Below are 22,867 nucleotides of genomic sequence, written 5' to 3' on the forward strand. Positions count from 1 at the left end.
CAATTATTTGTCCACATTAATTTTAGTGCTTGTAATCTTGCTTCGGCATGACGTAAATGAGGTGTTGGTTGAAAGGCGTTACCCCCATGAATCGCAACCACTTGGGACCAATATCGAATCTGACGAGCAGATATCGCATATTTTTTTGAAAGAATTTCCGATGATTCTCCTGATAAGAATTCATTAGCTATGATAATTTTTAAATCTCGACTATATTTTGACATAAAAAGACCCCCAGTAATTGGTTGTCCAACTATTGGGGGGCACTTCATTTATGGGCTTTTTTATTATGAAGCAATACTTGTGTCATTAGATTGTTTCTAATAAAGTCATTAACAGTGAACCGTTAAATAACGCTTGTTGTACTAGGGCAAATGCACCAATTGCTGAACGGTCATTAAGTGTTGAACAATTGATAGTTAGGTTGTTTCTTAACTCTTCTAAACTTTGGGCATTTAACGCACTAGTTACTGCATTTAATAATACATCGGGTGATTTAGTTAATTCGCCAGCTAATACAATCCGTTGTGGATTAAAAATATTCACCATTATCGCGACAGCTCTACCTAGATTTTCACCAGCATCCTTAACTAACTTAATCGCTAACTCATCACCTTGATTGGCATATTTGCAAATATTGCTGATATTTATGTTATCTAAACTTAATTTAGTCGGATAACCTTGTTCTATCATCTGTTTAGCTCGTGCCTCAATGGCCTTGTGAACTACTCGATTTTCTAAACAGCCAAAATTTCCACAATGGCAACGTTCACCTAATGCATCAATTTGGATATGTCCAACTTCACAAGCGGTTTGGTTATGGTTAGTGAGTAATTGTTGATTAATGATAACCCCTGAACCAACACCGCGATGCACACGAATTAAAATTGAATCATCGACATCTTGAGTTGAACCAAAATAACTCTCAGCTAATGCTAAACTTTGAATATCATTACCAATAAAAATCGAAACATTAAACTGATCACGTAATGCATCTGCTAAAGGCCATGCCTTAACTTGAATATGTGGCGTATAACGAATGATCCCTCGCACCGAGTCTATTAAACCAGGAAGAACTACTGAAATGGCTACAAGGTGTTTAATTTTTTTATTATTTTTTTCAATGAACTGTTTAATGAGTGCAATTAAATATTCTTGTGCTAACTGTTCAGTAAAAGTGGTAAGTGGATAAACTTCAAGTGCTAGGCTATTGGCTCCTAGATCATAAAGTTCAATCGTAACATGCGAACGGCTTAACTGAATGGCAATTGTCTGGTAGTAACCAAATTTTGCTTGTATTGAAACCGCAGGTCGTCCCCCTGTTGATTGTTGGGCATCAACTTCTTTTATCATATTTTTTTTAAGAAGTTGGCGGGTTATTTTGGTGATACTAGCTGGTGCTAATTGACTAATTTCGGCGAGTTGAATACGTGATATGGGAGCTTGCTGAACAATCAAGCGATAAATCATTGCATAATTTAATTGCTTGATTAGTTCAGCATTACCGACTAGGTGTAGATAATTAAAGGTCATATTTTATCTCAATATTTTCATTAACTATTCCACATTCTAACGGCTCATCTCTCCATTAACAACAGTTTTCACATTTGAAAAATCACGATCAAAAATAACTAAATTGGCAATTTTACTTTCACTAATTGTACCAAGTTGTTTATCAACACCAATCGCTTTAGCTGGATAAAGTGTTGCCATTCTTAATGCTTCATCTAAAGCAATACCAACATACTCTACTGCATTTTTTACTGCTTCAATCATGGTTAATGCTGATCCACCTAATGTGCCATTTTCATCAACACAACGGCCATCTTTGTAATAGATAGTTTTATCAGCAAATACCCCTGAAGTTAAATTAGAACCAGCTAATAACATCGCATCGGTAATTAAAATTAAATGATCTTGTTTAATTTTGTGGCTATTACGAATATTCGCCCAACTTACATGTTGACCATCTGCAATAATACCAACATATACTTCTGGTTCATCATAAATTGCGCCAACAACACCCGGTTCGCGGCCAGTAATATAAGGCATAGCATTAAATAGATGCGTACCTAGGCGGATACCCGCATTGAAACCACGACGGCAATCTTCATAGTGGCCGTTAGAATGCCCAACTGAAACGTGAATTCCGGCGTCGCATAATTGTTTAATATGTTTAGCATCAACTCTTTCTGGGGCTAGGGTGATAATTTTAATTACATCGGCGTTTGCACAAAGAAAGTCAATCATCTCTTGTGAAGGCTGACGAATGTAATTTATATTATGAATACCTTTCTTCTCGGGATTAATATAAGGCCCTTCAAGATGTAAACCTAATGCTTGGTTAGGGTGCTTAGCTAAATATTCACGCATCACATTCACTGCTTTGATCATAAACTCATCAGTTGAGGTGATTAAGGTTGGTAAATAGCTAGTACAACCATACTTAAGGTTAGTTGCCTGCATAGCTTCTAAGGTTTCAATACTTAGTGCATCAAGTGTTTCATTAAATTGCACACCACCACAGCCATTGACTTGAATATCAATCAAGCCTGGTGCAACATTCGCACCTTGTAGATCTTTAATAGTGATGTCAGCTGGTAATAGTTCTTGTTTACAAATTTTTGCAATTTTATCACCGTCAATAATAACTGCGTGATTATCAAGAATTTCATAACCGGTGTAAATACGACAATTGGTTAATGCGTACATTGAGTTATCCTTTATAAAATGGTTACTTGAAGATTATCTGCTTCCATTTGTTTAAAATATTTTAATGTTTTTACTTTTAGATCGTCAGTGCTTGTTTCATCACAAACAATAATTGATTTTGGATGCATTTGTAATGCGGAAACAGTCCATAAATGGTTAACGCTTCCTTCTACTGCTGCTTGCAATGCTAAACTTTTGTTGTGTCCACAAACTAATAAAATTACCTCTTCGGCATCCATTAATGTTGCAACACCAATAGTTAATGCATGTTTTGGTACTTGTTTGATATCATTATCAAAAAAGCGTGAATTAGCAATAATGGTATCTTCAGTTAAGGTTTTGATACGAGTTCGTGAACAAAGTGAAGAGCCAGGTTCATTAAATGCAATATGTCCATCTTGACCCACGCCACCAAGGAAAATATTGATTTTGCCATAGGATTTGATTTTTTCTTCATAATCTTGGCATTCTTTTTCTATATCAGGAGCATTACCATTTAGTATATGGATGTTGTTTTTATCAATATCAATATGGTTGAAGAAATTTTCATACATAAAAGTGTGATAACTTTGTGGATGATCTTCAGGAATACCGACATACTCGTCCATATTAAACGTCACCACATGTTTAAAACTTACTTTACCCGCTTGGTACTGTTTAATTAGTTGTTGATACATTACTAATGGTGAGCTTCCCGTTGGTAAACCTAGTAAAAAAGGACGATCTGCAGTTGGATTAAATTGATTAATTTTGTTTACGATGCGCTGAGCAACCCAGGCGCCAACTTCTTGCGCATTTTTTAAAGGAATAAGTCTCATAAAATATAATCTCTTCTGATATAATTGAATAAATCTTTTTTTTTAAAGTAAAAAATGTTGTAGTTATTTTACTATATTTAACTAATTAAGCAAAAAAAAAGCGTGATATAAATCACAAAAGACAAACATTTAATTTGCGAAGTAAAATAATATAATGTCAAATATATTTGACTTACTTCTTTTACTTAATGATGTGAGATTTTATTATTTTTAAGTAACTCCCGAATGATAATACGAGGCAAAACTATGGGAATTTTAGCTTATTTACAACGAATTGGACGCGCGCTGATGGTGCCGGTGGCAGTATTACCCGCTGCTGCAATACTTATAGGAATAGGAAATTGGATTAACGGTATGCCATGGGGCTCCGGTAACATTATTGCAACATTTTTAACGCAATCTGGTCTTGCTATTATCGATAATATGGCGATATTGTTTGCAATTGGTGTGGCTTATGGTATGTCTAAGGACAAAGATGGTGCTGCAGCGTTATCTGGATTAGTCGGCTTTTTAATCATTACGACACTCTTATCAACTAATTCGTATGCCCTTTTCAACGGGATTAGTACCAAACAACCTGATTGGGAAAAACTAGTGCCACTTGCATATGCAAAAATTAATAATCAATTTATTGGTATTTTAGTAGGCATTATTTCTGCTGAAATTTACAATCGATTTAATGCGATCGAATTACATAAAACGTTAGCTTTTTTTAGTGGTAAACGTTTAGTTCCAATTATTGTATCTGTTGTAATGCTCTTTGTTTCAGTTATTTTGTATTTTATCTGGCCAATGGTATTTAGCGTTTTAACTTTATTTGGTGAACAAATCAAAGATTTGGGATCAGCTGGTGCAGGTATTTATGGTTTCTTTAACCGTTTATTAATTCCTGTTGGTTTGCATCATGCGTTAAACTCAGTATTTTGGTTTGATGTTGCTAATGTTAATGACATTCCTAACTTTTTAGGTGGAGAAAAAACTATTAAAGCTGGTACAGCGATTATTGGTGTTACTGGTCGTTATCAAGCCGGATTCTTCCCAATTATGATGTTTGGTTTACCTGGTGCTGCACTGGCTATGTATCATACCGCTAAAAAGGGCAATAAAGATAAAACTGCATCAATTATGTTAGCAGCAGCTTTTGCGGCCTTCTTTACTGGTATAACTGAACCACTAGAGTTTGCCTTTATGTTTGTTGCACCTGTGTTATATGTAATCCATGCGGTTTTAACAGGCATCTCACTATTTATTGCTGCAACAATGCAGTGGATATCAGGATTTGCATTCAGTGCTGGTTTCATTGATATGATGTTACAATCACAAAACCCATTAGCTGTACATTGGTATATGTTAATTCTACAAGGTATCGTATTCTTCTTTGTTTACTATATCGTATTCCGCTTTGTAATTGTGAAATTCAATCTTAAAACGCCGGGTCGTGAAGATGATGATATTGACAATGCAACCGTAGGTACTGAAGCAACATTAACACAAGAAAATGCAGCAGGTGGTGATTTATCTAAACTAGCTGAACAATATTTAGTGGTTATTGGTGGTAAAGAAAACTTAACTAATATTGATTCATGTATTACTCGTTTACGTTTGAATGTTCATGATACTGATCTAATTGATGAACAAGCGGCTAAAGCACTGGGTGCAATGGCAGTTATAAAATTAGGTAAAACAGGTGTACAAATCGTAGTTGGTCAACAAGCTGAAAAGATTGCTGATCAACTGAAAAAACTCGTTTAATCGAAATTTTATCTAGCAATTTTTAGTAAAATTATCCCCGTGACTTAATCAGTAATGATAAAAGTCATGGGGATTTTTATATTGTTTTAAAAACGATTGATCTATTTTTTGGGTAACTAAAATATCGATAAGATTATATAAAAATTTTGAGGAGAGGGGTTTTTTAGTGGGCTTAGAAACGTAAAACCACATCTTGATTGGCTAATTGTTGAGTTAACTGATTTTCATCAATTACTTGGTTTACAATATTGAGAGGCGTTTGGTTTAAGTTTCGTTTATCCAGCGAAGCTTTACTGACATAAACATCTTCAATGTCATAAAGTTCCAACATATTAAAAGTGGCAATATAATCTCGCATCAATATCAATTCTGGATGTTGATTGGCTAATAGATGAAATACACCATCGTCGATAAAAAAGACTGATACATGATTAAATGTTGAAAGGGCTAAAGCGGTATCTAATGCTTCTCGACCTTTGGCACTGCCATGCGGTGTTGAGCTAATAATGATTGCTACTTTTTTCATGTTATCTGCCTATATCTAAAATTGTAGAACTCGATCTGAACTTGCTACTGCTTCACTCAACTCGCCAAGACCGGTTAGTTCAAAATGTTCGGCAAGATTATTTATACCGATACCACGTCTTTGCGCGGCAGCTACGCATACAGTCAGTTTTAACGAATATTGTTTTGCTAAGCTTTGCCAAGCCTTAACTAAATCAAATTCATCATTGGCTGGATCACTATAACAGTTAGCATTATAAACACCGTCAGCATAGAAAAATATGTTAGCTATTGAATGATTGCTACTTGCAAGTAGTGTTTGAGCGAATTGATAGGCACTATAAGCAGATTGGGTCCCATAAGCGGGACCCATAATAACAAGTGTATAACTTAATGGTTTCATCAAATTAGTTTGTTGCTGGTTGTTATTTAGCTTGATCTGCTTCAGTAGGAGCTGATGCTGGAATATCTTCCTTATCATTATCAATGCCAAGTAGTTCAACTTCGAAAACTAAAGTTGATGCTGGAGTAATACTTGCTTTATCGCCTTGACTTGGGAAACTTTGGTCACCATATGCTAATTCAGGTGGTACAACTAATTTAATTTTACCACCAACACCAACTAATTGGATCCCTTCTGTCCAACCTTTAATTACGCCACTGAGTGGGAAAGTTGCTGGTTCGTTACGATCATAAGAGCTATCAAATGTACGACCATCTGTTAATGTACCAACATAATGGACGATAACGGTATCTTCTGCTGTTGGGTGACGACCGGTTCCTTTATTAAGAATTTTATACATTAAACCAGATTTGGTTGTAATTACACCTTCTTGCTTAGCAAAATCATCGCGATATTTTTCACCAGCAGCAGTATTGTCAGTTTTTTGTTTTTCAAAACGAGCTTTACTTTCTTCTTGAATTCGTTTACCAAATGCGTCTAATATATTTTTAACTTCATCTTTGTTAAGTTGTGAAGCATCACGCATAGTTTCATTAAAACCACTAATTAGATATTCTTGATCGGCAGTTATTTCATTTTGTTTTAAATTTGATTTCATATAGCTAGCAAATGAAGAACCTAATGCATAGGCTTCTTTTTGCGCCTCAGTTGAAATAGTCACTTTATCTGCTGAGTTTTGCGCAGTAGTTGCTTCAGTTTTACTTTCTGTTGCATTAGTATTTTCAGCACTATTTGCCGTTGCAGTAGTTGTTGCTGGTGCTTTGTTTTCTTCAGTGGTCTTTTTGTCATCACAACCAGCTAATGCTAATACGATAGCACTACTTACTAATGTCATTTTAATAAATGATTTCATTCTACTCTCCAAGTTAAACATCTTTTTAGCTAAATATTGAACGTATTATATATCATCTAGTATAGTATAAAATAGTATTTACATATCATTTAGATAATTTATTGCATTTATTTGATTTTTAAATCCTGAAAATTTTTAAAATCTGAGGTTAAAATCACTCCTTGAGTGAAAGTGGTATCCTCAGTTATAATAACCAAAATTTATAGAAAATAATGTATAAGGATAGCTATTTTGACTACCGAACTTAATACCCTTGATATTGAAGAAATTATCAGTTTACTACCACACCGTTATCCATTTTTGATGGTTGATCGCGTACTAAGTTATGAGAAAGGTAAAACATTAAAAGCCATTAAAAATGTAACTGTAAATGAACCATTCTTCCAAGGTCACTTCCCGAATAAACCTATTTTCCCTGGCGTATTGATTTTAGAAGCGATGGCGCAAGCAACGGGAATTTTAGCATTTAAAAGTATTGAAGAATTGTCACCAGGTCAACTTTATTATTTTGCTTCAATCGATAAAGCTCGCTTTAAACGACCTGTGGTACCAGGTGATCAAATTATGCTTGATGTTGAATATATTAAAGAACGTCGTGGTATAGCATTATTCCATGGTGTTGCAACAGTTGATGGCAAATTAGTTTGCGAAGCTGAGATGATGTGTGCTCGTAAATAATTTTGATTTTGAAATATCCCAAAAGTATTAAGGAATTGCTATGGCAACGGAAATACACCCAAGTTCAGTAATAGAAAAGGGGGCAAAGATTGGTGATAATGTCAAAATCGGGCCTTTTTGTTATATTGGTGAAAATGTAGAAATAGGTGATGGTACCTTTTTAAAATCACATGTAGTGGTTAACGGACACACCAAAATTGGTCAAAATAATCAAATCTATCAATTTGCTTCAATTGGTGAAGTTAACCAAGATCTGAAATATCGTGGCGAACCAACTCGCACAGAAATTGGTGATCGCAATATGATTCGTGAAAGCGTGACGATTCATCGTGGTACCGTTCAAGGTGGTGAGTTAACCCGCATTGGTAGTGATAATTTATTGATGATTAATGCCCATGTTGCGCATGATTGTATCATCGGTGATCGTTGTATTTTAGCTAATAATGCCACGCTTGGTGGTCATGTTCAGTTAGATGATCATGTGATTATTGGTGGTATGACTGCAGTACACCAATTTTGCGTAATCGGCTCTCATGTTATGGTTGGTGGTTGTTCTGGCGTTGCCCAAGATGTGCCTCCTTATGTTATCGCACAAGGAAATCATGCAACACCACATGGCGTCAATTATGAAGGCTTGAAACGTCGAGGCTTTAGCAAAGAAGCATTACAAGCCATTCGTAACACGTACAAAATTCTATATCGAAATGGGTTAACGCTTGACGACGCCAAAGTTGAAATTGCAACGCTAGCTAAACAGCACCCAGAAGTGCAGCTGTTTATTGACTTTTTTGCTCGTTCCACCCGTGGCATTATCCGTTAATGACAGATAAGCCGTTAATTATTGCTCTGGTCGCCGGTGAAACATCTGGCGATATTCTTGGTGCCGGTTTAATTCGTGCCCTTAAAAAACATCATCCTAATATTAAATTTGTTGGTATTGCTGGTCCACAAATGCAAGCTGAAGGTTGCCAAGCTTGGTATGAAATGGAAGAGCTATCTGTAATGGGGATTGTCGAAGTATTAGGTCGGTTACGGCGTATTTTAGCTATTCGTCGTGATATTACTAAACGTTTGATTGATCTCAAACCCGATGTATTTATTGGTATTGATGCGCCGGATTTTAATCTCTCTTTAGAAGGTAAGCTAAAACAAACGGGTATTAAAACGATTCATTATGTCAGTCCTTCTGTTTGGGCTTGGAAGCAAAAGCGAGTATTTAAGATTAAACGTAATACTAATTTGATTTTAGCTTTTCTACCTTTCGAAAAAGCCTTTTATGATAAATTTGATGTACCTTGTCGATTTATTGGTCATAAAATGGCCGATGATATTCCTCTCGAACCCGATCAAACTGCTATGCGTCAACAGTTAAATATTCCTGTTGATTGTCAATGCTTAGCCTTATTGCCTGGTAGTCGTCATGCTGAAGTAACGTTATTATCAGAGCCTTTTTTAAAAGCAGCGCAATTGTTACGAGATAAATTTCCAGATTTGCATATTGTAGTTCCGTTAGTGAATGGCAAAAGAAGAGCAGAATTTGAACAAATAAAAGCAGAGATTGCACCAGAGCTTAAGCTGCAATTATTAGATGGTCATGCTCGAGAAGCGATGATTGCCAGTAATGCTGCAATTTTAGCTTCGGGAACAGTGGCACTTGAGTGTATGTTGGCTAAATGTCCAATGGTTGTTGGCTATAAAATGAAAGCTTTCACCTTTTGGTTGGCCAAAAAACTAATTAAAACACCTTATGTTTCATTACCGAATATTCTTGCTGGTAAGGAAATTGTTCCTGAATTACTACAGCATGATTGTACACCAGAAAATATTGCTAACCATATTATTCCCTTGTTAAAAAGTGACAATAGCGAATTAAAAGCAACATTTTTGGCTTTGCATAAACAAATTCGTTGTAATGCTGATGAACAAGCTGCGCAAGCGGTGTTAGATGTATTAAAGGATTCCTATAGTTGTTAAAGTTTACTTATCCAGATGCAACGTTAATTGCTGGTGTTGATGAAGTCGGTCGTGGTCCACTTTGTGGCGATGTTGTTACTGCTGCTGTTATTTTAGATCCAAATAACCCCATTGTTGGATTAACTGATTCGAAAAAATTGTCAGAAAAAAAACGTGAAGCGCTCTTCGATGTTATTAAACAAAATGCATTAGCATGGTGTGTAGCTAGGGCATCGGTTGATGAGATTGATGAACTCAATATTCTACATGCTACCATGTTGGCGATGCAGCGAGCAGTATCTGGCTTAAACATTAAACCAAATTATGTGTTAGTTGATGGTAATCGTTGTCCTAATTTTGGTATTCAAACTCAAGCTGTGGTTAAAGGTGATCTGTTAGTGGCTGAAATTAGTGCTGCATCGATTTTAGCCAAAGTGACGCGTGATCGTGAAATGGTTGAGCTTGATAAGTTATACCCTCAATATGGTCTAGCCAAACATAAAGGTTACCCAACTAAAGATCATTTAAACGCCATTGAACTACATGGCGTGAATCATCTGTATCGTAAAAGCTTTGCACCAATAAAAAGATTATTGTCAATTTAATCCCGCTTATCAACTGTGATAAGCAGTGGTGAATTAAACATCGCAACTGGTGAGATCACCGTTTCTTTATATGGAATGTTATTACCATAACGTTCTTTTAGTTTTTGTTTAACCACTGGTGATGACAGATTAAAATCTTTAATCGTTTGTAATTGGCCAATTTTTAATTTAAGTGCTCGATTATAAATTTTCCAAACTAATTCCGAACAATAAATATAGTTATCATCCCATCCAAACCAAATATCGTAAGGCTTGTTTTCAAATGTGTGGGCGACTTGCTTTAAATTGGTAATTTCTTTAGCTGACAAAGTGCGATCTTTTAACCGTTTAATTACATATTTTTTATTTTTTCCGCGATTTATCCATTTATCTAATGGCGTATAAACTACTTTACTCGCCGCTTCAAAGACATAAGGTTTACCATTTTTAGTAAAAATGATACCCATATGACTATAAGGTGACTTGGTTGCTTGCTCAACGGCTTTACTTTGGTTTGATTGAGAAGATTGGAAAATGATATCTCCATCTTGAGGTAGATAATCTGCGATAGCCGTGTAGCTAGTGAAAAGTAATCCAATAATGAAAAAATAACGCATAAACTAATATTTATAAAATTTAATCAATTAAGATAATAGTATAATATAAAAACAGCTAATTAAAAATTTTTTAATTAGCTGTTAATGATGTGATTGAGTACTTAATTGCGATTGCTAAAAATGGACGTTGATTTGGTTTTATACATAAATTTACTGGCACTTGCAAAACGAATAGTTTTAAAAATACCAAGTAAGCTTGCTTGATGCATGCGATAGAGTAATTTATGGATCATTAAAGCGAAAAATCCTTTCACCCCCATTTCACTATTACCAATTAATTTGACTACACCTTCAGCGGTATCATGTAATGAAATCACAGTACCTTTATCTGTGTATTTAAATGTTTTTAATGATTGGTTATTTAATAATCTAACGATATTTTCATAGCAAATTTTTGCCATTTGATGAGCTGCTTGAGCGGTAGGTGGTGAGGCATGACCATTGTCTTGCATTGCGTAAGCGCAATCACCAATAACAAAAATACTTTCATCACGAGATGTTTGCAATGTTGATTTTACCACTAATTGATTTGATCGACTTGATTCTAGACCTGCGATCTCTTTTAAATAATCAGGCGCTTTAACGCCAGCAGTCCAAATCATCATATCGGCTTTAATTGTTTCACCTTCTTTCGGATAAAATCCATCGCTTTCCGCTTTAGTAATCATAGTATTGGTTAATACATGAATCCCTTGTTTTTTAAGTGTTTTAGTAATGCTTGCTGCGGTTTTTTCTGGTAAAGCCGGTAAAATACGATCGGTTGCTTCAATGACTGAAACATTTAACAGGTCGGAACACATTTTATTCCGACCACAGGCACCAAACGTCTCCACCATATGAGGTAGCTCTGAAGCTAATTCAACACCTGTAGCACCACCGCCGACGATAGCGATATGGATTTTATCTTCTTTTGTAAATTGATCGTCATCAATGATCGAACAAAAACCAGTAAATTTATTAATTAAGGTTTCACGTAAGCGAATAGCAGCATTTTGGTCATCTAAGAAGATACAATGTTCTTTCACACCAGGGGTACCAAAGTCATTAGAGGTGCTACCAATAGCAATAACTAAAATATCATAATCAACAAGAACAGTTTCATCGTTATGATTGATAATGCTAATTTGCTTTTGGTTGCGATCAAGGTTGGTGAAGGTACCTTGAGTAAATTCGAAATTATGCTGTTGTCCTTGCGATGCATAATAAATATTATCAACTTGCTCATCAAGTACACCAGTTGCTACTTCATGTAATAGTGGTTTCCATAAATGATAACTGTTTTTATCAATTAAGGTAATTTGAGCTTTATCAGTTTTGCCTAATTTATCGCCTAGGTCGGTAGCAAGCTCTAAACCGCCAGCACCACCGCCAATAATAATTATTTTTTGCATATTTTAAGCCTTATTATTTCAATTAAAAAATATCATACTAAATAAGTAGGTTTTTATCTATTTCTTTTGACTGATAACATTTATAAATAAAATCTATTAAAATGATGGTTTACAATTATTGAAATTTATTTAAGGGTAAAATAGAATAATCTGTAATATAGTTGTAAATAATTCCTTCTAATTGTTATTTGAGCATAAAATATAGCTTTGATTGTTTAAATTCAGCACGATATCCCATGATATAATATTTGTAATTGAAGTATGCTAATTCTTTATTACATACAATTATCCTAGTTGTTTAGGCCTTATCTAGAACTTGTTAATCAAAAAATTTATGAATAAAAAAATTTTTATTGTAATTGCATTGATTGTTATTTTAATTTCAATGACGATTTTAATTCGTGCTCATAGTAGCCAGCTAATTTTGCAAGGTGAAGTGGATGCACCTAATGTTAGCATTTCCTCAAAAGCAAAGGGGCGAGTGCAGACTATTCATGTCAATCGAGGTGATGATGTTAAGCAAAATGACATCTTAATTACACTCGATAGCCCTGAATTGTTAGCGCAAGTTAAAGCCGCTGAAGCAGCCAGAGAGCAAGCACAAGCACAAGTGCAACTTTCTCAAAATGGTACTCGTGAAGAGAGTATTCGTTATTATGAAGCATTACTTGAACAAGCTAAAGTTGCTTACGATAACGCATCAAGAGAATACAATCGTAACAAAGCGATTTCGGCCAAAGGCTTTGTCTCTCAATCAATATTAGATAGTGCGTTAAAAACTCGCGATGCGGCTTATCAACAAGTGTTGTCTGCCCAAGCTAATTTAGATCAAGCCAAAAATGGTGATCGTATTGAACAACGAGAAATCTATAATGCGAAATTAAAAGAGGCTGAAGAGCAGCTTAAGCAACTACAGATCCAATACGATGATTTGCAAGTTAAAGCGCCAGTAGATGGTGAAGTAGGTTCAATTCCTGCTGAAGTAGGTGAGCTATTTAATCCTAATAGTCCACTATTAACGGTTATTCGCTTACCGCAAGCTTATTTTGTGTTTAATCTGCGTGAGAATATTATGCCTAATATTCACAAAGGTGATCGTGTTAAGCTGGAAGTTCCTGCGCTTGGTAATAAAGAAATTGAAGCTGAAATTCGTTTTATTGCGCCAATGGGAGATTATGCGACTAAACGGGCAACGCGAGCGACGGGTGATTTTGATTTAAAAACGTTTGAAATTAGACTTTATCCAACTAAACCTGTAGAAGGCTTACGTGCAGGTATGAGTACATTATGGAAAATCGACGACTAATTTTAGACTTCTGGCATCGCTTTAAAGACGCATTTAACGATGAAATCCCAGATATATTTAAGCGCTTTACTTTCCACTGGTTAATGTGGATTTTACCGCTGATTATCTTTGTGATCATCAGTAGTATCTTTTACCGAGGTGTGTTATTTGATCTGCCAGTAGGCTATGTCGATCAAGATAAAAGTACTTTATCTCGTGAAATTGTTCGCGATCTTAATGCTGGTGCGCATGCAAATTTATTCAATTATGATAATCAGCTTAAGAGCGCAGAACGCGATTTAGAAAAAGCAAAAATCTACGCTATTTTGTATATTCCGCCTAATTTTGAAGCTGATGTGTTAGCAGGGCGTCAACCAACGCCGATGCTCTATTATAATGCTTTATACTATAGTGCTGGCCTCTATTCTATAATGGATTATTCAGGTTTAATAGCCTCATTAAACACTCAATATCGTACCACAATGGCAACAAGTATTGGTTTGCCGGTACCGAAACTTGCACAAGTTAATTTCAATTATGATGGGCTATTTAATGCCAGTGGTAACTCAATGTACTTTCAGCAGTTTTCTGCAGTTGTACATTTATTACAATTATTTGTTGTAACAACAACTATTTATATTTTATCTCGCTTGCCTAAGCGAACTCGGCCTAATTATCCGTTTGTTTTGGGTAAATTAGCACCTTATACCATTTGGTATACTATGTTGTTAATGTTTGAAATAGCAATGTTAGTGTTATTTTCTGATGCTAGGGTATCAGGTTCTCCATTCGCCATGATGCTAGTGGTGTTTTTTTATGTAATTGCAGCACAAAGTATCGGTATTTTACTTTATTCGTTTACCAAAAATGTATTAGATGCTTATACCTATATTGGGGTGTTAGTTGGATTGGCATTAACTTATTCGGGGGTGGTTGTGCCAGAATTGTCAATGCCATGGATAGCGAGATTTATTTCGTCCCTTGAACCTTTAACCTATGCGCTTAATAAATTATTCGATCTATTTTTACGGCATTCTAGCTATATATCGGTATTGAAAACCTGCGCTATTTTAATGATCTATCCAATAATTATTACAGTATTGGTAAGAAAACGTTTAGTCAAACGTTTACATTCACAGTAAGAGGCTATATTGGCATGCTTAAGCTATTTCTATCTTCAGCAGTAAAAATGTTTTTTTATATGCTAATGCGACCAATGTGGCTGTTGCTATTAGTATCTGTCTCGTTAATGAGTTTAGTCTATGTGAATGGTACCATCACCAATTTGCCGGTTGCGATTGTTGATCAAGATCATACTACCACCAGTCGAAGTCTGATTCGTTCTTTAAATACCAGTTCCAAAATTGATGTGCTTACTTATGAAAATTCATTGCAAGCCTATGATGATATTAACAATCGTAAGTTATTTGCGGTGTTCACCATTCCGCGGGATTTTGAAAAGCGACTATTGAATGGTGAAGATGTAACAATCCCTGCTTATGGTGATGCCTCCAGCCGTTTAGCAAATGGTCTGATACAGGTGGATATTAGAGGAATATATCAACAAATATTGACCGAATATAATACCCGTGTGATGCGGAATAGTGGTTTTTCTGATCCACAAATTAATATCATCTTATCACCAATTAAAGGGCAAACTATGCCGCTTTATAATGCTGGTATCAGTTTTGCAGCGATAACGTTTCCAGGCTTGTTAGTTATGTTATTGCAACATACCTTTTTAATAGCAACAACACGAACTAATCTAACTTTGCATTCACTGCCACAAGGAAAACCACCAAAAATTGTCATATTTGGTAGCTTGTGTGGTCTTATTCCGATATGGCTATTTTTGTCTTTAGTCCTATTTGGATTATGGCCATGGGTGCTTGGTTATCGGCAATTAGCTAGCATTCCAGCTATTTTGGTGATGACATTTCCGCTATTATTAGGCGTATTAGGCTTAAGTAAATTACTGACTGAATGTTTACATCGAACCGAGATGATTTACTTAACTTTAGCTTTTTTGACAACACCGGTTTTTTATCTATCCGGAACCATATGGCCACTTGATGCCATGCCATTATGGGTACAAACGGTATCACGGATGTTACCATCAACTTGGGCAACCAATATGATTGCTGGCGTAAATCAGATGGGACTAGATTTGTCAGATAATTTATTTAATATCTTTATGATTCTATTTCTTGGTGCAATTTATGGTTCGTTAGGCTTTTTTATTGCTGCATTACGAGAGGGTAAAATCAGAGGGTATATCAGAAAAATAAAGAAATTTATGCATTCTAATAATCAAAAAATTGATAATAAACCGTCAATTAATTAGTGCTAATGGATGAATATACTATCAATTACTGATATCATGAATGATTGATTTTTTAGCAAAAAAAACAGTTATATGGCCAATAAATGTTATCCATGGATTATTAGTTTACGTCCGAAAACATTAGCTTTATCGTTTTCAGCTATTTTGTTGGGCAATGCGCTTGCTTATTGGCAACATTCTTTTGATCTCATAATTATGTTGTTAGCAATGATTACTGCAGCGTTGTTACAAATTTTATCAAATTTAGCCAACGATTATGGTGATGCGGTTAAGGGTGGCGATAAGCACAATTTAATCGGCCATCAACGTGGTTTACAGCTAGGTCTAATCACCCTTAATCAGTTAAAAATAGCTATCTGCATCACCATTATATTGTGTGTTTGCTCAGGCTTGACTCTACTTTGGTTAGCCTGTAATAACGGTTATCAATTATTTATTTTTATCTTATTAGGTTTATCTTCAATTATTGCGGCAATTACTTATACCATCGGTAAAAAACCTTATGGCTATATTGGCTTAGGTGATCTATCGGTGTTAATCTTCTTCGGCTTAGTTGGCGTAATGGGCAGTTATTATTTACAGACTAAAACTTTATCGGCATCAATAGTTTTTCCTGCAATAGCCAGTGGTTTGTTGGCAGTGGGAGTGCTGAATATTAATAATTTGCGTGATTATGAAAGTGATAAACAACATCATAAACGGACTTTGATTGTGCTGATTGGCAAAACCTATGGTTGTTGTTATCAGCTAGTCTTGTTAATTGTATCATTATGTTTTTTGGGTTTATTTGCTTATCAACAGTTACACACTTACTGCAGTGGTATCTTTCTATTAACACTGCCGTTGTATCTCAAACATATGTACATGGTGTTTAAATTTAATACGAATAAAGACGCTGTGCCACTATTAGTACAAATGGTCAAACTTGCTTTATTGACTAATTTACTTTATTGTTTGGGTATTATTTTGAGCTAGCTCACGTTTATTCCAAATTTTTATCGTTTTATTTCATGTTAGCGTTATACTAGAATCGAATAAATATTACAGTAAAAGGAGACTCGACCATGGAATTTGATACATCAATTCTTTGCGATTACTACCCTGAAGATGTGAACGTTGTCGAACCAATATTTAGTAACTTTGGTGGTGTGGCTTCGTTTTCCGGCCAAGTTGTCACCGTAAAATGTTTTGAAGATAACGGTATTTTGTACGAAGTGTTACAATCCAATGGTGCAGGGAAAGTATTGGTTATTGATGGCGGTGGTTCGGTGCGTCGAGCATTGATAGATGCCGAATTAATTGATATTGCCCTACAAAACCAATGGGAAGGTATTATTGTTTATGGTGCAGTGCGCCAAGTTGATTATCTTGCTGATGCTGAAATTGGTATTCAAGCACTAGCCGCAATTCCTGTCGGGGCAGAAGATCAAGGTGTTGGTGAAGTTGATATTCGTGTCAATTTTGGCAGTGTAACTTTCTTCTCGGGTGATTTTGTTTATGCCGATAATACAGGCATTATCTTATCTGAAATTGCACTTGAAGTAGACGATAAATAACTTGGTTATTCTTTTTAGTTATTCTTTTTAAGAAACCGCAGTATTTTTACAGCGGTTTTTTATGTTGAAAAACCCCGTTCCTCAATTTTTTCCGATAACTTTATATCGTGCGGTTACGAATATAGCCTCCAGTGACGGTGATAATTAAGCCAGCTATTTCCATATCTAATAATTTAATGGTTAACTCAGGAATGGGTAAATCAACTAGCGTAGCGATTGTATCAACAGCAATAGGCTGATGATGAATAACAGCAAAAATTTCTGGATATAAAACGGTATGACTCTCTTTGTTTTCATGATTATTCTGTCGATTAAGTGATGATAAAAAGCCACTATAATGTTCTAAAATATCGGTTGGTTTGGTAACCAGATAAGCGCCTTGTTGAATTAAATAATGGCTTCCATGGCTATTTGGATTATCAATATCACCCGGCAAAGCAAAAACATCACGATTCTGCTCAAGTGCATAACGCGCGGTAATAAGAGAACCACTTTGCTCAGAAGCTTCAACTACAAATGTCCCTAAGCTCAATCCACTAATAATTCGATTACGACGAGGAAAGTATACTGGCCTTGCTTTTTCAAAAGGGCAGAATTCTGAAATGAGTGCTCCATTTTGAACTAAAATATCATTTGCCAATCTTAGATTGGCGCGTGGTGTAATTTCAGCTAAACCGCTACCTAATACAGCAATGGTATTGCCGGATACTTCTAGTGCACCACGATGACAAATGGCATCTAAACCGAGAGCGAGTCCACTAGTAACGGTTAAACCATTAATGGCTAATTCGCTAGCAAAATAGCGCCCCCACTGTGCGCCATATTCACTAAATTCGCGGCTACCCACCATCGCAATTTGTGGTGAATGTAATAGTTGTTTATTACCCATAACAAATAGCAATAACGGTGGTGAACTGATTTGTTTAAGTAATGTTGGATAATCTGAATCACAGTAAGCAATCAAATGTTTAACTGGGTTAGGGGTAGCTAACCAATCAAGGATGGGTTCAAAATGAAGATAGGAAATGGCAAAAAAACGACTTTGAAGTGTTTTGCAAACGCCTATCTTTTCCAATAATAATGGTACATTATTTATTTTATTAGGTAGACCGGCGCTAAAATATAGTCCTATTTTCTCAAAATACCTCATTCTTTTATGGCCAAGCATTGAAATTCGCAATAAAAATTCATATTTACTCATTACAGTCCTTTTATATACATCGTTAGCTAGCGCCATATCTAGAATTGATTAGATATATTTTACCAATAGCCAACTAAGGCTATTCATGGGCATAATAAATGTTTACAATGTATACGAAATTGAGAAAACACCAAATTGAGGAGTAGATCGAAGAATTTATGGCTATTTTACCGGTATTACGTTTCCCAGACGAACGTCTTCGCACAGTCGCTAAGCCTGTCTCTAATTTTACACCTGAGCTACAAGAAATTATCGATAATATGGTTGAAACCATGTACGCTGAACATGGCATTGGGCTTGCCTCAACGCAAGTTGATGTGCATGAGCAAATTATTGTAATTGACGTGTCAGAAGATAAAAGCCAACTTTATGTGATTATTAATCCAGAAGTGATTAGTCAAGAGGGTGAAACAGGCATTGAAGAAGGATGCTTATCGATACCTGATTGCCGTGGATTTGTGCCTAGATCGGAAAAAATCAAGATTAAAGCATTAGATCGTAATGGTAATCCTTACGAAATCGATGCTGATGAATTGTTAGCCATCTGTATTCAGCATGAAATGGATCATTTAAAAGGCAAACTGTTTGTTGATTATCTCTCGCCATTAAAGCGACAACGTATTGAACAAAAGATGAAAAAACTGACTCGTGAGGAGCAGAAAAATCGATAAAAAAACCGCCAGCTATTTTGGCGGTTTTTTACTATATAGCCTAACTTTATTTAGCTACAATTACCATTGCTGGTCGAATTAATCGGCCATTAAGTGTATAGCCTTTTTGAATAGTATTAACAATTTGTCCTGATTGATGTTCTGGTGATTCAACCATACTAATTGCTTGATGCAGATCAGGATTTAGCTGTGAATCAGCTGTATTGATAACTTCAATACCAAATTTTTTGACCGTATCTAAAAATGATTTAAGTGTTAACTCTAATCCTTCTACCGTTGCTTTATGTTCAGGATTATTTTTATCGGTAGATTCTAATGCCCGTTCAAGATTATCAATCACCGGTAAAAGTTCATTTGAGAATTTTTCAAGAGCAAATTTACGTGCTTTATCAACATCTTGTTCAACACGTTTGCGTACATTATCGATTTCAGCACGAGCACGAATCATTGCTTCACTCTCGTTTTTCTTAGCAAGTTGCAGTGCTTGTTCAAGTTCGCTAATGCGAGCATCTTTAGCCTTTAACTGATCTTCAACACTTGGTTGTGATGGGGTTTGCTCTTCAGTACTTTGCTCAGCTGGGGTTTCAATGTTTGTTTCATTTTCTGACATATTGTTCTCTTGTTCTGTCATACGGTACTCCAAATTTAGTCGAAAACTTAATGAATAACAGTTATTATGGGGACAAATTTTATTATTACAAGTTTAACGATAAGATGATATCGTGTTTTTTAATTGATAACTAAAAAATAATGATACTTAAGTCAAAAATGAACAAGGATATTTTATGGGTAGACCATTTAAATGTATTGGTTTGGTTGGGATTCCACGTAAATTAGAGGCGATAGAAACTCATCAGGTACTTTATGACTGGCTAGTTAACTTAGGTATTGAAGTTTTAGTAGAAGATCGATTAGCTCAATATATTAAATTACCTAGCAATGTCTATGCATCTCTCGATACTATTGGTGAACAAGCAGATTTAGCCATTGTGGTGGGGGGTGATGGCAATATGTTACGTTCCGCGCGTCACTTATCACACTATAAAATCAAAGTAATTGGGGTAAATCGAGGTAATTTAGGTTTTTTAACTGATATTTCTCACGACCATGTCATCGAACAATTAACACCGGTTATTAAAGGTGAATATGACGAAGATTCACGATTTTTACTAGAAGTATCTATCTATAGTGATGGTCAATTGATTAATTCTGGTTTTGCGGTAAACGAAATTGTGGTTACCCCCAATACTGTTGCGCATATGATTGATTATGATGTGTATATCAATGAGCGTAATGCCTTCTCACAACGTGCTGATGGTTTAATTATTGCCACGCCGACTGGTTCGACCGCTTATTCACTATCGGCTGGCGGGCCAATACTGGCACCACATTTAGATGCGTTAATTATTACGCCAATGTTTCCACACTCTTTGGCTGTTAGACCTTTAGTGATTAAGAGTGATGATCCTATTCATCTTAAATTTCCAACTACCGCTTTGGATCTTAATATTGCTTGTGATAGCCAAATTATTTTACCGGTTAGGCCAACCCAAGATGTGATAATCCGTCGCTCCAATTATGAATTTAATTTAATCCATACTAAAGACTATGATTATTTTAATAATTTATCGAGTAAGTTAGGTTGGTCACAAAAAATGTTTTAAGGGTTGCTATACTAAGTAACCCTTATTTTCATATTGAAATTATCATTTAAAGATAGATTTATCTTTAAATGATAAAGGTTAAAAGATAAACCGATAATGATGAGAAGATTGCCGCGATCACATCATCAACCATAATGCCAAATCCACCTGGTACGCGTTTATCAAACCAACGGATTGGCCAAGGTTTGGCCATATCAAAGATTCTAAATGCAACAAAAGCAATCGTTACCCATAAAATCGAAATCTGTGGAATAAAAAATAAAGTCATCCACATACCGACAAATTCATCCCAGACAATATGGCCTGAATCATGAGTATGAGTATCATCTGAAGTTTTTTGGCAAACAAAACAACCAAAAATAAAGGTTACTAAAATAAACACCCAATATAACGTTGGCGTTAAACCGTAGAATAACAGCCATAATGGGATCGCCATTAATGATCCCATAGTACCCGGCATGATTGGCGATAAACCACTACCTAAGCCAACAGCTAAAAAATGAATGGGATTCGTTAGTTTAAGGTACTTTTTAAAATCTTTATTGCGCTGTTTTTTAGTCATTATGATAAAAATCTTTTGATAAAATTATGCCGACATTAGGTCGGCAAAAAGTTGCTTAGCTAAGTTAAGCAAGCAATGATGATAATCAAATATATTATTAGTCTTTAGCTAACGTTGCAACCATTACAGCTTTAATCGTATGCAAGCGGTTTTCAGCTTCATCAAAAACGATGCTATGTTTAGATTCAAAGACTTCATCAGTGACTTCTAAACCATTTTTTAAACCATACTGAGCTGCCATTTGTTTACCAACAGTGGTATTCATATCATGAAACGCCGGTAAACAGTGCATAAATTTGACTTCTGGATTACCAGTTAAATTGATGACATCTTGATTTACTTGATATGGCGTTAATAATTTGACTCTTTCGTCCCAAACTTCTTTTGGTTCGCCCATCGATACCCAAACATCGGTATATAGAAAATCCACATCTTTAACACCATCAGCAACGTCTTGCGTTAAAATGATTTTTGCGCCAGTCGTTTTAGCTATTTCTTGGCATTTTTGTACCAATTCTGCTTCTGGCTGACAAGCTTTAGGAGCCACTAAACGAATTTCCATGCCCATAAGTGCAGCACCTTCCATTAATGAGTTACCCATGTTATTACGGGCATCACCTAAATAAGCAAATTTAACACTGCTTAATGCTCGTTCACCAATATGTTCTTGCATGGTCATAAAATCAGCTAAAATTTGAGTTGGATGTGCTTCAGTGGTTAAACCATTCCAAACCGGAACACCAGAATATTTAGCTAAGGTTTCAACAATTTCTTGCCCATAGCCACGGTATTCAATGCCATCATACATTCTGCCTAATACTCGAGCTGTATCCGCAATTGATTCTTTGTGTCCGATTTGGCTGCCACTTGGCCCTAAATAGGTAACTTGTGCACCTTGATCAAATGCGCCAACTTCAAATGCACAGCGAGTGCGAGTTGAGTCTTTTTCAAAAATAAGCGCAATATTTTTACCGACTAAATGTTGTTTTTCGGTACCTTGTTTTTTGGCCTTTTTTAATTCAATAGCTAGATTAATCAATTGATTGATTTCTGCTGGAGTAAAGTCAAGTAAACGTAAAAAATGACGTTGATAAAAACCGTGCATACAGAGCTCCTAATAGCCGTAAAAAATTATTAAGATTTTATTTGAATAATTATGCAATTTCAAGTTAAACATCTCATATTTATGTGATATTGGTGTTAAATTATGGAATAGTCTAAAAAATTAGATTTTATTGTTTAATTATTTTTTATAATAT

The 22,867-nt window shown here is 35.4% G+C and carries 24 protein-coding genes and 1 pseudogene; 12 read left to right on the forward strand and 13 right to left on the reverse strand.

Annotated elements, in window-relative coordinates; genetic code table 11:
- From B6D18_RS05400 to nagB, 4 genes and pseudogenes are all read right to left on the reverse strand, one after another.
- Window positions 1-224: pseudogene (locus B6D18_RS05400) on the reverse strand (helix-turn-helix domain-containing protein); the annotation flags it as partial.
- An 85-nt stretch (window positions 225-309) separates the two neighbouring features.
- The gene (locus tag B6D18_RS05405) at window positions 310-1,533 is read right to left on the reverse strand and encodes an ROK family protein (protein ID WP_086363515.1); all 1,224 of its coding nucleotides are present in this window, start codon (window positions 1,531-1,533) and stop codon (window positions 310-312) included.
- A gap of 36 nt (window positions 1,534-1,569) precedes the next feature.
- Window positions 1,570-2,712 (reverse strand): N-acetylglucosamine-6-phosphate deacetylase, encoded by a 1,143-nt coding sequence (nagA, locus tag B6D18_RS05410; RefSeq protein ID WP_086363516.1) that lies wholly within the window; start codon window positions 2,710-2,712, stop codon window positions 1,570-1,572.
- 11 nt (window positions 2,713-2,723) lie between these two features.
- Entirely contained in the window at window positions 2,724-3,530 is an 807-nt protein-coding gene (nagB, locus tag B6D18_RS05415) for a glucosamine-6-phosphate deaminase (protein WP_086363517.1), read from the reverse strand.
- A gap of 246 nt (window positions 3,531-3,776) precedes the next feature.
- Here nagB and nagE point away from each other — a divergent pair, with 246 nt between their 5' ends.
- Window positions 3,777-5,282, forward strand: a complete 1,506-nt coding sequence (gene nagE, locus B6D18_RS05420; protein WP_086363518.1) for an N-acetylglucosamine-specific PTS transporter subunit IIBC — start codon at window positions 3,777-3,779, stop codon at window positions 5,280-5,282.
- A gap of 172 nt (window positions 5,283-5,454) precedes the next feature.
- On the opposite strand, the gene tusC is transcribed toward nagE, so the two are convergent.
- From tusC to fkpA, 3 genes are read right to left on the reverse strand one after another with little or no spacing between them, the layout of a single operon-like run.
- Window positions 5,455-5,808 carry a sulfurtransferase complex subunit TusC gene (gene tusC, locus B6D18_RS05425; RefSeq protein WP_086363519.1) on the reverse strand — a complete coding sequence of 118 codons (354 nt, stop codon included), beginning with the start codon at window positions 5,806-5,808 and terminating at the stop codon, window positions 5,455-5,457.
- A gap of 15 nt (window positions 5,809-5,823) precedes the next feature.
- Window positions 5,824-6,189, reverse strand: coding sequence for a sulfurtransferase complex subunit TusD (tusD, locus tag B6D18_RS05430; RefSeq protein WP_086363520.1), 366 nt, complete (start codon window positions 6,187-6,189; stop codon window positions 5,824-5,826).
- Between the two features lie 22 nt (window positions 6,190-6,211).
- On the reverse strand, window positions 6,212-7,102 hold the full coding sequence (fkpA, locus tag B6D18_RS05435) for an FKBP-type peptidyl-prolyl cis-trans isomerase (RefSeq protein ID WP_158092524.1): 891 nt from the start codon (window positions 7,100-7,102) through the stop codon (window positions 6,212-6,214).
- 231 nt (window positions 7,103-7,333) lie between these two features.
- Between fkpA and fabZ the strand changes: the two genes are divergently transcribed.
- Genes fabZ through rnhB form a run of 4 tightly spaced genes read left to right on the forward strand, consistent with a single transcriptional unit; the run spans window position 7,334 to window position 10,338 of the window.
- Window positions 7,334-7,780, forward strand: a complete 447-nt coding sequence (gene fabZ, locus B6D18_RS05440; RefSeq protein WP_034903732.1) for a 3-hydroxyacyl-ACP dehydratase FabZ — start codon at window positions 7,334-7,336, stop codon at window positions 7,778-7,780.
- A 40-nt stretch (window positions 7,781-7,820) separates the two neighbouring features.
- Window positions 7,821-8,600, forward strand: a complete 780-nt coding sequence (lpxA, locus tag B6D18_RS05445) for an acyl-ACP--UDP-N-acetylglucosamine O-acyltransferase (protein WP_086363522.1) — start codon at window positions 7,821-7,823, stop codon at window positions 8,598-8,600.
- Window positions 8,600-9,754, forward strand: a complete 1,155-nt coding sequence (lpxB, locus tag B6D18_RS05450; RefSeq protein ID WP_086363523.1) for a lipid-A-disaccharide synthase — start codon at window positions 8,600-8,602, stop codon at window positions 9,752-9,754. The genes lpxA and lpxB overlap by 1 nt, the downstream gene beginning before the upstream one ends.
- A complete protein-coding gene (gene rnhB, locus B6D18_RS05455) occupies window positions 9,748-10,338 on the forward strand; it encodes a ribonuclease HII (RefSeq protein ID WP_086363524.1) in 591 nt (196 codons plus the stop codon). The genes lpxB and rnhB overlap by 7 nt, the downstream gene beginning before the upstream one ends.
- On the opposite strand, the gene B6D18_RS05460 is transcribed toward rnhB, so the two are convergent.
- Together B6D18_RS05460 and B6D18_RS05465 are read right to left on the reverse strand one after the other, a co-directional pair.
- Window positions 10,335-10,934: a YiiX family permuted papain-like enzyme gene (locus B6D18_RS05460; protein ID WP_086363525.1), complete on the reverse strand. Its 600-nt coding sequence runs from the start codon at window positions 10,932-10,934 to the stop codon at window positions 10,335-10,337. The two genes, rnhB and B6D18_RS05460, sit on opposite strands and share 4 nt — an antisense overlap.
- A 101-nt stretch (window positions 10,935-11,035) precedes the next feature.
- Window positions 11,036-12,325 (reverse strand): NAD(P)/FAD-dependent oxidoreductase, encoded by a 1,290-nt coding sequence (locus B6D18_RS05465; RefSeq protein ID WP_086363526.1) that lies wholly within the window; start codon window positions 12,323-12,325, stop codon window positions 11,036-11,038.
- Between the two features lie 334 nt (window positions 12,326-12,659).
- On the opposite strand from B6D18_RS05465, the gene B6D18_RS05470 reads away from it, so the two are divergent.
- The 5 genes from B6D18_RS05470 to rraA all read left to right on the forward strand — a co-directional run bounded on the left by B6D18_RS05470 (window position 12,660) and on the right by rraA (window position 17,510).
- Entirely contained in the window at window positions 12,660-13,631 is a 972-nt protein-coding gene (locus B6D18_RS05470) for an HlyD family secretion protein (protein ID WP_086363527.1), read from the forward strand.
- Complete coding sequence (locus B6D18_RS05475) at window positions 13,613-14,752, forward strand: ABC transporter permease (protein ID WP_086363528.1); 1,140 nt, start codon at window positions 13,613-13,615, stop codon at window positions 14,750-14,752. Before B6D18_RS05470 ends, B6D18_RS05475 begins: the two co-directional genes overlap by 19 nt.
- A gap of 14 nt (window positions 14,753-14,766) precedes the next feature.
- Window positions 14,767-15,954 carry an ABC transporter permease gene (locus B6D18_RS05480; protein ID WP_086363529.1) on the forward strand — a complete coding sequence of 396 codons (1,188 nt, stop codon included), beginning with the start codon at window positions 14,767-14,769 and terminating at the stop codon, window positions 15,952-15,954.
- Window positions 15,955-16,026: 72 nt separating this feature from the next.
- Window positions 16,027-16,929 carry a 1,4-dihydroxy-2-naphthoate polyprenyltransferase gene (locus B6D18_RS05485; protein WP_086363530.1) on the forward strand — a complete coding sequence of 301 codons (903 nt, stop codon included), beginning with the start codon at window positions 16,027-16,029 and terminating at the stop codon, window positions 16,927-16,929.
- 89 nt (window positions 16,930-17,018) lie between these two features.
- The gene (gene rraA / locus B6D18_RS05490) at window positions 17,019-17,510 is read left to right on the forward strand and encodes a ribonuclease E activity regulator RraA (RefSeq protein WP_086363531.1); all 492 of its coding nucleotides are present in this window, start codon (window positions 17,019-17,021) and stop codon (window positions 17,508-17,510) included.
- Between the two features lie 100 nt (window positions 17,511-17,610).
- Here the strand turns inward: rraA and dprA are convergent, their stop codons facing one another.
- Window positions 17,611-18,711 (reverse strand): DNA-processing protein DprA, encoded by a 1,101-nt coding sequence (gene dprA, locus B6D18_RS05495; RefSeq protein WP_158092525.1) that lies wholly within the window; start codon window positions 18,709-18,711, stop codon window positions 17,611-17,613.
- 158 nt (window positions 18,712-18,869) lie between these two features.
- On the opposite strand from dprA, the gene def reads away from it, so the two are divergent.
- The gene (gene def / locus B6D18_RS05500; protein ID WP_086363533.1) at window positions 18,870-19,382 is read left to right on the forward strand and encodes a peptide deformylase; all 513 of its coding nucleotides are present in this window, start codon (window positions 18,870-18,872) and stop codon (window positions 19,380-19,382) included.
- 46 nt (window positions 19,383-19,428) lie between these two features.
- Here def and grpE read toward each other — a convergent pair whose 3' ends face one another.
- Window positions 19,429-20,013, reverse strand: a complete 585-nt coding sequence (grpE, locus tag B6D18_RS05505) for a nucleotide exchange factor GrpE (protein ID WP_086363534.1) — start codon at window positions 20,011-20,013, stop codon at window positions 19,429-19,431.
- Window positions 20,014-20,167: 154 nt separating this feature from the next.
- Here grpE and nadK point away from each other — a divergent pair, with 154 nt between their 5' ends.
- Window positions 20,168-21,046: an NAD(+) kinase gene (nadK, locus tag B6D18_RS05510; RefSeq protein WP_086358329.1), complete on the forward strand. Its 879-nt coding sequence runs from the start codon at window positions 20,168-20,170 to the stop codon at window positions 21,044-21,046.
- Between the two features lie 64 nt (window positions 21,047-21,110).
- Here the strand turns inward: nadK and B6D18_RS05515 are convergent, their stop codons facing one another.
- Both B6D18_RS05515 and argF read right to left on the reverse strand, forming a co-directional pair.
- Window positions 21,111-21,608, reverse strand: a complete 498-nt coding sequence (locus tag B6D18_RS05515; RefSeq protein ID WP_086363535.1) for a phosphatidylglycerophosphatase A — start codon at window positions 21,606-21,608, stop codon at window positions 21,111-21,113.
- A 97-nt stretch (window positions 21,609-21,705) separates the two neighbouring features.
- On the reverse strand, window positions 21,706-22,713 hold the full coding sequence (argF, locus tag B6D18_RS05520; RefSeq protein WP_086363536.1) for an ornithine carbamoyltransferase: 1,008 nt from the start codon (window positions 22,711-22,713) through the stop codon (window positions 21,706-21,708).
- Between the last annotated feature and the right edge of the window lie 154 nt (window positions 22,714-22,867).

Origin of the sequence: Gilliamella sp. A7 (genome assembly GCF_002142015.1) — a bacterium.
GTDB lineage: Bacteria > Pseudomonadota > Gammaproteobacteria > Enterobacterales > Orbaceae > Gilliamella > Gilliamella apis_A.

What these genes read in the sequence shown, in the direction of transcription:
- B6D18_RS05405 (WP_086363515.1), bottom strand. Translation starts at nt 1,533, where the DNA reads ATGACCTTTAATTATCTACACCTAGTCGGTAATGCTGAACTAATCAAG.
- nagA (WP_086363516.1), bottom strand. Translation starts at nt 2,712, where the DNA reads ATGTACGCATTAACCAATTGTCGTATTTACACCGGTTATGAAATTCTT.
- nagB (WP_086363517.1), bottom strand. Translation starts at nt 3,530, where the DNA reads ATGAGACTTATTCCTTTAAAAAATGCGCAAGAAGTTGGCGCCTGGGTT.
- nagE (WP_086363518.1), top strand. Translation starts at nt 3,777, where the DNA reads ATGGGAATTTTAGCTTATTTACAACGAATTGGACGCGCGCTGATGGTG.
- tusC (WP_086363519.1), bottom strand. Translation starts at nt 5,808, where the DNA reads ATGAAAAAAGTAGCAATCATTATTAGCTCAACACCGCATGGCAGTGCC.
- tusD (WP_086363520.1), bottom strand. Translation starts at nt 6,189, where the DNA reads ATGAAACCATTAAGTTATACACTTGTTATTATGGGTCCCGCTTATGGG.
- fkpA (WP_158092524.1), bottom strand. Translation starts at nt 7,102, where the DNA reads ATGAAATCATTTATTAAAATGACATTAGTAAGTAGTGCTATCGTATTA.
- lpxA (WP_086363522.1), top strand. Translation starts at nt 7,821, where the DNA reads ATGGCAACGGAAATACACCCAAGTTCAGTAATAGAAAAGGGGGCAAAG.
- lpxB (WP_086363523.1), top strand. Translation starts at nt 8,600, where the DNA reads ATGACAGATAAGCCGTTAATTATTGCTCTGGTCGCCGGTGAAACATCT.
- B6D18_RS05460 (WP_086363525.1), bottom strand. Translation starts at nt 10,934, where the DNA reads ATGCGTTATTTTTTCATTATTGGATTACTTTTCACTAGCTACACGGCT.
- B6D18_RS05465 (WP_086363526.1), bottom strand. Translation starts at nt 12,325, where the DNA reads ATGCAAAAAATAATTATTATTGGCGGTGGTGCTGGCGGTTTAGAGCTT.
- B6D18_RS05470 (WP_086363527.1), top strand. Translation starts at nt 12,660, where the DNA reads ATGAATAAAAAAATTTTTATTGTAATTGCATTGATTGTTATTTTAATT.
- B6D18_RS05475 (WP_086363528.1), top strand. Translation starts at nt 13,613, where the DNA reads ATGGAAAATCGACGACTAATTTTAGACTTCTGGCATCGCTTTAAAGAC.
- B6D18_RS05480 (WP_086363529.1), top strand. Translation starts at nt 14,767, where the DNA reads ATGCTTAAGCTATTTCTATCTTCAGCAGTAAAAATGTTTTTTTATATG.
- B6D18_RS05485 (WP_086363530.1), top strand. Translation starts at nt 16,027, where the DNA reads ATGGCCAATAAATGTTATCCATGGATTATTAGTTTACGTCCGAAAACA.
- rraA (WP_086363531.1), top strand. Translation starts at nt 17,019, where the DNA reads ATGGAATTTGATACATCAATTCTTTGCGATTACTACCCTGAAGATGTG.
- dprA (WP_158092525.1), bottom strand. Translation starts at nt 18,711, where the DNA reads ATGAGTAAATATGAATTTTTATTGCGAATTTCAATGCTTGGCCATAAA.
- def (WP_086363533.1), top strand. Translation starts at nt 18,870, where the DNA reads ATGGCTATTTTACCGGTATTACGTTTCCCAGACGAACGTCTTCGCACA.
- grpE (WP_086363534.1), bottom strand. Translation starts at nt 20,013, where the DNA reads ATGACAGAACAAGAGAACAATATGTCAGAAAATGAAACAAACATTGAA.
- nadK (WP_086358329.1), top strand. Translation starts at nt 20,168, where the DNA reads ATGGGTAGACCATTTAAATGTATTGGTTTGGTTGGGATTCCACGTAAA.
- B6D18_RS05515 (WP_086363535.1), bottom strand. Translation starts at nt 21,608, where the DNA reads ATGACTAAAAAACAGCGCAATAAAGATTTTAAAAAGTACCTTAAACTA.
- argF (WP_086363536.1), bottom strand. Translation starts at nt 22,713, where the DNA reads ATGCACGGTTTTTATCAACGTCATTTTTTACGTTTACTTGACTTTACT.